Source organism: Kitasatospora misakiensis, assembly GCF_042656005.1.
GTDB classification, from domain to species: domain Bacteria; phylum Actinomycetota; class Actinomycetes; order Streptomycetales; family Streptomycetaceae; genus Kitasatospora; species Kitasatospora misakiensis.
Window position 1 is genome coordinate 1 of sequence record NZ_JBHSOF010000105.1, and the last position, 7178, is coordinate 7178.

The following is a 7178-nucleotide window of genomic DNA, read 5'->3' on the forward strand; positions in this document are numbered from 1 at the left end:
TTCCCTGATGATTGAACGAGTTCAAGCGTCATGAAGGGCTGTACGTGGACGAGTGGCTCGTGGTGTGGGTACCCGATGCGGAGCGGTGGGGAGAGCTGCCGGAAGAGGGGGTGCTGGGGGTCCGGGACCTGCCGGCGGCGGTGGCGGAGATCGGGTTGAAGCCGGGTGATCCGGTGTTCGTCTCGCCGGAGTTCGAGGTGGATGTCGATCTGCTGGACTTCGTGCGGTCGCGGGAGTTCCGCAGTCTGGAGCGGGAGACGAAGCGGAACTACGGGACGGATATCCGGCTGCTCCTGAATTTCCTGTCGTCGCGTGGGGTGCGGTGGCGGTCGGCGACAGAGCGGGACCTGTCGGACTTTCGGAACTGGCGGTGCGAGTCGCCGTTGAACCCGCAGCGGATCGGCGGGGCGAAGTGGGACCGGGAGGCGGCCGCCTTCACGCGCCTGTTCAAGTGGGCGAAGGTCGTGCCGATGCCGGTGGATGTCGGGCGACCCGAGGACCGGGCCGCCGACTCGGTGAGTTCCCGGGTGTCGTGGCTGACCCCGCGGACCTGGGGGCTGTGGTCGAACGTGGGCCTGCGCGGCCACACCCGGCAGGGTGCACCGGCGGCGGGGTGGGATTCGCGGACGGAGGAACGCAACACCTCGTTCGTCCAGTTCGAGCTGAGTTCGGGGCTGCGGCGTCAGGAGGGCGGCGCCCTGCTGACGTTCGAGCTGCCCACGCAGCAGCTGCGGTACGGGCGCTTCTGCCACGGGCAGGTCGCCGCGGCCCTGACGCGGTCGAAGCAGAGCCGCACGTTCTACGCGAGCGTGGAGTCGCTGGGCCAGGTCGAGGCGTATGTGCGGTCGGAGCGGGCGTGGGCGGTCGCGCGGGCCCAGCGGGCGGGGCGGTACGAACGGCTTGCCCAGATGCGGCTGGTCACGGCGGTGACCCGGGGCCGGAAGCCGAGGGTGCACTGGGTGGACCGCGACGGGGTGGCGGGTGAGCGGGAACTCGCCCTGTTGGGGTGGCGGGAACGGCAGTGGCTGTTCCTGGAGGGACCGGAGGGCCCGGAGCCGGCATGGCTGTGGCTGACCGAGCAGGGCCTGCCGATGCTGCCGGACCGCTGGAACACCGTCTTCAGGAACGCGAACCTGCGCTGCGAGCAGGTGCTGCTGACCGAGCAGGAACGGCAGCCGGGCCGAGGCTTCCGGCTGGCCGAGGTGCGGGGCAAGTCTCCGTGGGCAACCCCGCACTCCGCCAGGCACTCGATGGCCCTTTACATGCTGATCGTGTTGAACCAGCTGATGGAGACCAGGTTCGGGCTGACCGCCGCGGACCGCCGGGACTTCGCGCTGCTGTTCGGCGACCCGTGGTTCCTGGTGATGACGCTGCTGGGGCATGCGGACGTGGAGACGACGAAGCGTCACTACCTCGCGCCGGTCTCGCACCTGCGGCTGGAGTCGATCCTGGCGGCCGCGGACACCGACTCCGGCCGCCGGGAGCTCGACGACCTGGACGGGGTGTTCGCCCGGCTGGCGCGGGAGACCACCGGGATTCAGGACGTGGAGCTCTTGGTGGACGAGCTGGTCGACGCGCTGCCGGCGGTGAAGCGGTGAGCGGGCGCGGGCGCCGGGCAGCGCCGCCGCCCAGCGATCATCGTGCCCCGCAGCCGCTCGCAGAGGACGGCCTGGTCGTGACGGTGGTCAACCAGGCCGGGCACGGCAAGGCGTTCGACTTCGCCGTCCTTGAAGCCCGGCCCGCCATGCAGCGTTCGCTGGCCGCCGTCTTCGCGGCCCACTCGCGCCGGTGGACCGCCCATCGGACGGCGGAGAGCTACTGGTTCCACCTGGTCGTGTTCGGGCGGTTCCTGTCCGAGCTGGAGGACCCGCCCGAGGATCTGGACAGCCTGACCGCAACCATGCTCAGGCGCTGGCGCGCGCGGAACATCGGCAGCAACAACGGCCGATACGCGATCCAGCGGACGCGCACGCTGCTGCGACGGGACCCGCGGCTTGCGGCCGGCCCGGTCGCGGAGGAGCTGGCCCGCCGGGTTCCCGGGCGAACCCCCAGCAAGCAGTCCTACGAGGAGGACGAGCGCGAGCGCGTGATCCTGGCCGCCCGGTCGCAGTTCCGGGCCGCGCTGATGCGCATCCGCGACAACACCCTGCTGCTGGAGCGCTGGCGCGCCGGCGACCTGGCCGACCGGAGCCGGGAGGGCAAGCTCGGCCGGATCCTCGACCACGTCGCCCGCACCGGAGACGTTCCTCGCCACGTCATGCCCAGCGGCCAGGAGCACGTGACGAACCGCAGGCTCCTCGGTGGGGCGAGCCCGGAGCACACCTGGGGCCGGCTGTTCCCGACCCGCAGCGAGCTGACGGCGCTGGCAGTGCTGCTGACCGACCGGTTCGGGTGGAATCTGTCCTGCTACGACCGCCTTCCCACGCCCACGACCGCGCCTTCGGCCGCGGAGGCGACAGCGGTGACCTACCAGGTCCAGGTGGAGAAGCGCCGGGCCGGGGGCGGGCGCTGGTTCTCCACCGAGAACATCACCGACTCCGGCGCCGACTCCCCCGGCCGGCTGATCACCCAGGCCCTGGAGGCGACCGCGCACGCACGCACGCTGGCCGCGGTCCTGGCGCCGGGGACGGATCTACTGATGACCGCCCGCACGGGCAGGCTCTGGCGCGACCACCAGGAGATGGACCGGCCCCGGCCGGTCGGACCTCTCGTCTTCGGCATCTCTGGGAACGACGCAAGCTACTGGGCCACGCTGCACAAGCTGGGCGGGTCGCCGTTCCAGCGGACCCGGCGCACGACGGTGACCCGCGAAGGCCGGCCGCTTCAGCACACACGCGGCACACACGAGAGCGTCTACGTCCTGCCCGACCAGCGTGTCCAACGCGCTTCCCAGGCGGTGTTCGAGGACGGCGCCCAAGAGGCGCTGGCGAAGACACGGGAGACGGCGTTCGCCGGCCGGCTGGCCGACACGCCCGCCCCCTCGCACCAGCAGACGGCGACGGCGGACTGCGAAGACGAGACCTCCAGCCCCTGGCCCGGCCCGGACGGCGGCTGCGCGGCGGACTTCCTGCTCTGTCTCGGCTGCACCAATGCCCACGTCCACCCGGGCCACCACCCCCGCCTGGCCCACCTGCGCCAGCAGGTCGAGAGCCTGCGCTCCGCCCTGCCCGAGCACTCCTGGGACCAGGGCTGGCGCAACCACTACCTGCGGCTGGACGACCTGCGCGACAAAGTCGGCCCCGCCGCCTGGAATGCCGCACTGACCCGGGTGTCGGACACCGACCGCACTGTCGTCGACCTCCTCCTGAAGAAAGACTTGACCTCGTGACCACCGCCCTCGCCCCCGAGGCCGACCCGTTCGTGCTGGCAGCCCCCGCCCCGGACAGCCCCGTCGTGCTCCCCCAGTGGATCAGCGCCGCCAACCGGCATCCCAACAGCCGATACGCCGACATGGTCTGGCCCCTGGGGCCGCTCATCGACAACCCCGGAACCAGCCTCCGCGCCCTGCACTGGAAGCACTGCCCCGAGCCCGTGCGCGCCCAGCTCAGACCCATCGTCTGGACGATGATCAACAGCGAGCTCCGTCCCACCCAGATCCAGGACCGCGGGGTCAGGGCCCGGACCCGGCGCTCGGCCGTGGAGATGCACACCGCCGCCACGGAGTGGATGCGGCTGGCCCGCTGGCTGGACGAGCACAGGGCGGGTGGCCTGGCCGGCTGCACCGCGTCCGACTGGCACGCCTACGCCACCCATCGCTGGACGGACGGCTGCGGCCGCAAGAGCGCCGAGAAGACGCTCGGGCGCCTGACGGACCTGTGGGCCTTCGACCAGCTCTCCTCCCAGCCCGTCGGCATCACCCGTCCTCCCTGGGACATCGAGGGCGCCGACGACTTCCTTCCGGCCCAGGCCGATGACGCGCGGCACGGCGAGAACGCGACCGAGCCGCTCGACCCGCGGGTCATCGGGCCGCTGCTGACCTGGGCGATTCGCATGGTCGACGACTTCGCCGACGACATCCTGGCGGCCTGGGCCGAGAACCGGCGCCTGACAGACCTGGCCGCGACGACCGGGCCCAGCCCGGCCGGACGGGCCGCGCTGGAGCGCTACCTGCTGCCACTGGTCGACAGCGGCTCACCCCTGCCCTCGACCGAGCACGGCGGCAAGGTCACGCTCGCCCGCACCTACATCGCCGCCACGACCGGCGCCTCCCCCCGCCAGCTCGACCATCTCGCCCGCCCGCGGGGGATCGACAAGCTGGCAGCGGAGCGGCCAGGGCCCGCTCCGCTGCGGATCCCGGTGACCGGACGGATCAACGGCCGGCCCTGGCGCGAGCACCTGGACTTCACCGAGGCCGGTGAACTGATGCGACACCTCGGCACCGCCGCGGCCATCATCTGCCTCTACTTGACAGGTATGCGCCCACAGGAGGTTCAGAGCCTGCGCTCCGGCTGCTGCCCCGACCCCGAACCCGACAGCGACGGCCACCGCGGTCGGCACCTGATCCGCAGCCACCACTACAAGAACGTCACCGACGACGACGGCAACCACGTCTCCGCCGGCGAAGAACGCGCGGTCCCCTGGGTCGCCATCACCCCGGTCGTCCACGCCGTCCGCGTCCTGGAGCGCATCGTCCCCGACGGAGAGCTCCTCCTGAGCGCCGCCCACCACGACATCCCCCGCCAGCGAGGCCACCACGGCGCGCTGAAGAACTTCGCCCTGAGATGGCGGATCGAGAGCTTCGTCGCCTGGGCCAACCAGGAAGCCCAGGCCCAGGGCCTGCCCGAGCAGACCATCCCGGAGGACCCGCACGGCGCGATCGGAACAGCACGGTTCCGCAGAACGCTCGCCTGGCACATCGCCCGGCGCCCGGGCGGACTGATCGCCCTGGCGATCCAGTACGGACACATGCGCACCGTCCTCGACGCCCGAACCGCCACCGGCTACGGCACCCGCGCGCGGGGCGGCATCCACGCCGACCTCGACGTCGAGACCGTTCGAGCCGCCGCCGACACCGCGGCCCGGCTGAACGACCGCATGGCGGCCGGCGAGAAGATCTCCGGCCCCGCAGCCCGGCGGGCCCTGACCGCCGCCGCGACGACACCCCGATTCGAGGGCAGGATCGTCACCTCCAAGTTCGCCACGAAAGCCGCCGCGTTCCTGGACCGGGACGGCCTGGTGCTGTTCGACAACCCCGACGCCCACCTGATCTGCGTCTTCAAACGCGACACCGCGCTCTGCGACCCGAATCCGAACGCCGTCGCGCCGAACCAGTTCGCCTGCCGGCCGGGCTGCGGCAACGCGGTCCGCACCGACACCCACGCTCAGGGCCTGCGTGAACGCGCGCGCGAGCTCGATGCCCTGGCCGCTGCCGCCCCCGAGCCGGTCGGTCGGCGGCTGAGGGGGAACGCGGAGCGCCTGCGCGAAACCGCCGACACTCACGACGCCACCGCCCAAGGAGCCGAGGCCCTGACATGAACCAGCAGCACCGGGACGAACGCGCCCGCATCCGCGAAGCCACCGACCGCCTCCTAGCCAGCCAGGCCGTGGTCTCCGACGGCAGCCTGACCATCGTCGCCCTGGCCGCCGAAGCGGGCGTCCACCGCATGGCGCTGCTCAAGCGACACGCGGACCTGAAGAACGAGTTCTACGAACGCGTCCGCACTGAGACGACGCAAGTCCCGGAGACCGAGACACGGCTACGGAAGAACGTCACCATGCTCAAGGAGCGGGTCTCCGCCCTGACGGAGGAGAACGCCACCTTGAAGGACCAGGCCACCCACCTCGCCCTCGCGGGCGCGGTCTTGGCCGACCGGTTGCGCAAGGCCGAGGAGGCCAGGCTGCCCGACAACGTCCTTCGTTTCCCCAGGCCCTGACCGGATCAGGCTCCGGCGCCAGGAACCAAGGGCGTCGTTGAAGGAACGACTGGAATCCGGGCCGCCTCCCTGCCTCAGCAGCGACGTCGGCCCCATCGAGCTCAGTGCCTGGCTCGAATGGACGATGCCCGAGCCGCTGGGCGGCTCGGGCATCGTCCATTTCGTCACCCTCGCGTCAGGCTCACAGCGCTCTGGGCTCCCATGATCGGAGCACCAAGATCACTCGTCGCCCTGATCGGCCTGATCGGCGTTGACGGGATGCTGAGGGGTCCCGAACTCGGCTGCCCAGTACTCGTAGCTGCCCTCGACGCCCAGCAAAGCGAACCCCCTCTGGCTGAGCATCGCCTTGCAGGCGACGTTCGCCGGGTCGACCTTCCCGAACACCAGGATGGGACGCGCGGACTCACTCTCCGCGATCGTCCTAATGGCATGGTCCAACGTCTCGCGGGCGACAACCCCACCCTTGTTCCGGTGTTCCAGCGCTACCGCAAGCGCGGCGAGGAACCGCTGCGGTCCTTGAAACGACTGGAAACGAGGCCATCGCGAGTGGACATAGGCACCTGCGATGCTCTCGTCCAGCAGACCGATCCAGAACTGCTGGTCGTCCTTACTGTCTGCGTTCGTCCGGGCCATCGCTTGCCCATGCAGAAACCGGTCGACCTCGACCTCATACTTCGGCGGCCGCTGAGTGATCGTGCCGCGCGTGGTCCGCTTGACTGGGATCAAACAGGTGAAACGTTCGATTAGAGCGCGATCCGCCTTCTCTGCGGCCCGCCACTTCAGCCAGCTCACTCGCCAGGAATCGAGAGGCGAGGCAAAGAACCGTCCTGCAGCCTTCGTCGAAGCTCAGCCTCGATCCGCGGCGGCACTGGCGCTCGCATGGCCGCCTCATAGGTGGTCAGGCTCCGAGACCGTTCCGCCTTGCGGAAGAGCGGATGCGCCTGGCCGGACTTACTCACAGCCGCCCGCTTGTTGCGGCCAGTTGCGGGAGGCTCCGCAGGCGTCACCTTCTTGAGGCCCTTGACCTTGAGGCCCCGGACCGTGACGTTCTCGTCTGTCCACGTCTTGAGACCGAGAGTGCCTATTGCCTTGCCAGCCGCGTCGAAGACCAACCTTGTCTTCCCTGCGCCGCGCAAAACGAACCGCCCTGCCGCGCCCTTGGCCGGCATGGCGTTCTTGGCAATCCCCTCCGCCCGCATGTCGCCAGGATACCCACACGCAGCCCCTCACACCCAGGTGTTGGCTGGCGCACTAGCTTGCACCGTTGAATGCGAGAAGACGTGAACACATCTACTTGACAGGGAA

6 protein-coding genes are annotated in these 7178 nt (G+C 70.4%); 4 read left to right on the forward strand and 2 right to left on the reverse strand.

The window, feature by feature from the left end; genetic code table 11:
• Window positions 1-44: 44 nt before the first annotated feature.
• The 4 genes from ACFP3U_RS36485 to ACFP3U_RS36500 all read left to right on the forward strand — a co-directional run bounded on the left by ACFP3U_RS36485 (window position 45) and on the right by ACFP3U_RS36500 (window position 5873).
• Window positions 45-1598 (forward strand): integrase, encoded by a 1554-nt coding sequence (locus ACFP3U_RS36485; protein ID WP_380230079.1) that lies wholly within the window; start codon window positions 45-47, stop codon window positions 1596-1598.
• Between the two features lie 77 nt (window positions 1599-1675).
• Entirely contained in the window at window positions 1676-3328 is a 1653-nt protein-coding gene (locus ACFP3U_RS36490; RefSeq protein ID WP_380230080.1) for a hypothetical protein, read from the forward strand.
• Window positions 3325-5475: an integrase gene (locus tag ACFP3U_RS36495; RefSeq protein ID WP_380230081.1), complete on the forward strand. Its 2151-nt coding sequence runs from the start codon at window positions 3325-3327 to the stop codon at window positions 5473-5475. The genes ACFP3U_RS36490 and ACFP3U_RS36495 overlap by 4 nt, the downstream gene beginning before the upstream one ends.
• Window positions 5472-5873: a hypothetical protein gene (locus tag ACFP3U_RS36500; protein WP_380230082.1), complete on the forward strand. Its 402-nt coding sequence runs from the start codon at window positions 5472-5474 to the stop codon at window positions 5871-5873. The genes ACFP3U_RS36495 and ACFP3U_RS36500 overlap by 4 nt, the downstream gene beginning before the upstream one ends.
• Window positions 5874-6092: 219 nt before the next feature.
• Here ACFP3U_RS36500 and ACFP3U_RS36505 read toward each other — a convergent pair whose 3' ends face one another.
• Window positions 6093-6665 carry a hypothetical protein gene (locus tag ACFP3U_RS36505; RefSeq protein ID WP_380230083.1) on the reverse strand — a complete coding sequence of 191 codons (573 nt, stop codon included), beginning with the start codon at window positions 6663-6665 and terminating at the stop codon, window positions 6093-6095.
• On the reverse strand, window positions 6662-7072 hold the full coding sequence (locus ACFP3U_RS36510) for a hypothetical protein (protein WP_380230084.1): 411 nt from the start codon (window positions 7070-7072) through the stop codon (window positions 6662-6664). Before ACFP3U_RS36510 ends, ACFP3U_RS36505 begins: the two co-directional genes overlap by 4 nt.
• Window positions 7073-7178 lie beyond the last annotated feature (106 nt).

Coding starts and splice junctions, on each gene's coding strand:
- ACFP3U_RS36510 (WP_380230084.1), bottom strand. CDS start 7,072: ATGCGGGCGGAGGGGATTGCCAAGAACGCCATGCCGGCCAAGGGCGCG.
- ACFP3U_RS36500 (WP_380230082.1), top strand. CDS start 5,472: ATGAACCAGCAGCACCGGGACGAACGCGCCCGCATCCGCGAAGCCACC.